We start from the raw sequence: 3,150 nt of genomic DNA, 5'->3' as shown, positions 1-3,150 counted from the left end.
GGTCTCCTGACAGCGAGAGTTCGCCGGCGAACTCGAAGTGCTCGAGCCGGGCGGCGTCGATCTGCCCGCTTGCCGCCAGGATGCCCAGTGCGATCGGCAGGTCGAAGCGGCCCGATTCCTTGGGCAGGTCGGCCGGCGCCAGGTTGACCGTGATGCGCTTGTTGTGCGGGAACTCCAGCCCGCTGTTGAGCAGTGCGGCGCGCACGCGCTCGCGGGCTTCCTTGACCTCGGTGTCGGCCAAGCCCACCAGCGTGAAGCTCGGCAGTCCGTTGGCGAGGTGCACCTCGCGGTGACGGCGGGGGCGGCCAGCCCGTCGAGGGCTCGGCTGTGAACGATGGCAAGGGTCATGGGCGGGCGATCATGGCATCGGCCTGATCCACCGGCGATCCCTCCTCGGGTGGTGCCCGGCGCGCACTGCGCTGGTGCTGAAGACGGTTTTATCCCGCCTTTGGGGCGTGCGCACGGCGCTGTGCCCCGCAATCGATCCTGGCTCCCTGTCATGGCGCATGGCACAGAACCTGCGAATTGCCTCGCGGGCTCGATACGAACCATCAAACAGGAAATGACCATGATCAAGATCAAGTTTGCGGCGGGGGTGTTGGCGGTGTGCTCCATGGCGGCGTCGGTGCCGGTCATGGCCCAGGGCGCGGCGTCGGACTGGAGCGTCACGGGCAATGCCGGCCTGTACAGCGACTACCGCTTCCGCGGCATCTCGCAGACCAACAAGGACCCGGCCTTTCAGGGGGGCTTCGACATCGCCCACAGCTCGGGCTTCTACCTCGGCAACTGGAACTCCAACATCGACAGCGGCTTCTTTGCCGGCTCCAACCTTGAGATGGATTTCTACGGCGGCTTCAAGGGTACAGCCGGAACACTCGGCTACGACGTCGGCGTGCTGACTTACTACTACCCGGGCAGCGACCCGAAGATCGACAACACCGAGGTCTACCTGGGCCTGAGCTACGGGCCCGTCTCGGCCAAATACTTCTACGCGGTCACCGACTTCTTCGGCTTCGACGATTCGGACGGCTCCGCCTACCTCGACCTCGGCTTCAACTACGACCTGGGCAGTGGTTTCGGCGTCAACGCGCACGTCGGCTACCAGTCGCTCCGGGGCGACGCCAAGGTCGTCGAGATCGGCAGCACCGGCACCGAGGATTCAATCACCGACTACAAGCTCGGTGCGACCTACACCACGACCGGCGGCTTCGTGTTCGGCCTGGCCTACATCGGCACCAACCGCGATCTCGCCGGCTCCCGGCCCAACCGCAACATCAGCGACGGGACCGGCGTCATCTCTCTCAGCAAGGCGTTCTGAGCGCCACCATCAACCCAAGGAGACTGCCATGAAGATGGTGACCGCGATCGTCAAGCCCTTCAAGCTCGACGAAGTGCGTGAGGCCTTGAGCGCCATCGGCGTGCAAGGCATCACCGTGACCGAAGTCAAGGGCTTCGGCCGCCAGAAGGGCCACACCGAGCTGTACCGCGGCGCGGAGTACGTCGTCGATTTTCTGCCCAAGGTCAAGATCGAGGCCGCCGTCGACGACGCCATCGTCGAGCGCGTGATCGAGGCCATCGAGGCGTCGGCGCGCACCGGCAAGATCGGCGATGGCAAGGTGTTCCTCACCGACCTCGAGCAGGTGATCCGCATCCGCACCGGCGAAACCGGCAAGGACGCCCTCTAAGCGACCCCCATTCACAACGAGACAGCCATGATGAGAAAACTGATTGCTTCCCTTGCGCTGGGGCTCGCGGTGTTCGGCTTTGCCGGCGCCGCCTGGGCGCAGGACGCCACATCGGCCCCGATGGCTGCGGAAGCCGCCTCGGCCGCCATGCAAGCCGCGGCACCTGCCGCAGCGGATACCGCGGCCACGCCCACGGTGAACAAGGGCGACGTCGCCTGGATGATGACGGCCACCCTGCTCGTCGTCTTCATGGCCCTGCCCGGCCTCGCGCTCTTCTACGGCGGCCTCGTGCGCAGCAAGAACATGCTGTCGGTGCTGATGCAGGTGACGGTGGTGTTCTCGCTGATCGCCGTGCTGTGGGCCGTTTACGGCTACAGCCTGACTTTCGGCGGCGAAGGACTGATCGTCGCGGGGCTCGACAAGCTGTTCCTCGCCGGCGTCACGCCCGACAGCCTGGCCGACACCTTCACGGCCGAGGCCAAGCTGCCCGAGTACGTGTTCATCGCCTTTCAGGCGACCTTCGCGGGACTCACCTGCGCGCTGATCGTCGGCTCCTTTGCCGAGCGCATCAAGTTCGCCGGCGTGCTGCTGTTCTCGGTGCTGTGGTTCACCTTCTGCTACATCCCGATCGCGCACATGGTCTGGGGTGCCGGCGGCTATCTGTTCGACAAGGGCGCGCTCGACTTCGCGGGCGGCACGGTGGTGCACATCAACGCCGGCGTGGCCGGCCTGGTCGGTGCCTACGTGCTGGGCAAGCGGCTGGGCTACGGCCGGGAATCGATGACGCCGCATTCGCTGACCCTGACGATGGTCGGGGCCTGCATGTTGTGGATCGGCTGGTTCGGTTTCAACGCGGGCTCCAATTTGGAAGCCAACAGCGGCGCGGCCCTGGCCTTCATCAACACCTTGTTTGCCACGGCCGCCGCGGTGCTGGCCTGGTGCGTGGGCGAAGCGATGACCAAGGGCAAGGCCTCGATGCTGGGCGCGGCCTCCGGTGCGGTCGCCGGTCTGGTGGCCATCACCCCGGCCTGCGGCACAGTGGGCCCGATGGGCGGCATCGTCATCGGCGCCGCGGCCGGCTTTGTTTGCCTGTGGGGCGTCAACGGCCTCAAGCGCATGCTCGGTGCCGACGACTCGCTCGACGTGTTCGGTGTGCACGGCGTGGGCGGCATCCTCGGCGCGCTGCTCACCGGTGTGTTCTCGGCCGGCTCGCTGGGCGGGGTGAAGGGCGACGACTACTCGATCGCCAGCCAGATGCTGATCCAGGCCGAGGGCGTGCTCATCACGATCGCGTGGTCGGCGGTGGTGGCCTTCGTCGCCTACAAGATCGTCGACATGGTGGTCGGGCTGCGCGTGCCGGAAGAGGCCGAGCGCGAGGGGCTGGACATCACCTCGCACGGAGAGACGGCGTACCACGGTTGAGCGGCCTCACCCTCACCCCCTCCCGCCCTCTCCCGCCCTCTCC

3 protein-coding genes and 1 pseudogene are annotated in these 3,150 nt (G+C 66.5%); 3 read left to right on the top strand and 1 reads right to left on the bottom strand.

Features of this window, described 5'->3' with window-relative positions; genetic code table 11:
- A pseudogene (locus H0W38_RS19545) lies at positions 1–348 on the bottom strand (magnesium chelatase domain-containing protein); the annotation flags it as partial.
- 220 nt (positions 349–568) lie between these two features.
- Between H0W38_RS19545 and H0W38_RS19540 the strand changes: the two are divergent.
- From H0W38_RS19540 to H0W38_RS19530, 3 genes are read left to right on the top strand one after another with little or no spacing between them, the layout of a single operon-like run.
- Entirely contained in the window at positions 569–1,318 is a 750-nt protein-coding gene (locus tag H0W38_RS19540; RefSeq protein WP_292457290.1) for a TorF family putative porin, read from the top strand.
- A gap of 28 nt (positions 1,319–1,346) precedes the next feature.
- A complete protein-coding gene (locus H0W38_RS19535) occupies positions 1,347–1,685 on the top strand; it encodes a P-II family nitrogen regulator (RefSeq protein ID WP_292448892.1) in 339 nt (112 codons plus the stop codon).
- 30 nt (positions 1,686–1,715) lie between these two features.
- Entirely contained in the window at positions 1,716–3,107 is a 1,392-nt protein-coding gene (locus tag H0W38_RS19530) for an ammonium transporter (RefSeq protein WP_292457292.1), read from the top strand.
- Positions 3,108–3,150: the final 43 nt, after the last annotated feature.

Source organism: Methylibium sp., assembly GCF_013817365.1.
GTDB lineage: Bacteria > Pseudomonadota > Gammaproteobacteria > Burkholderiales > Burkholderiaceae_C > Methylibium.
The sequence above is the reverse complement of the archived record's forward strand: the minus strand, read 5'-3'. Positions and strand labels throughout refer to the sequence as shown.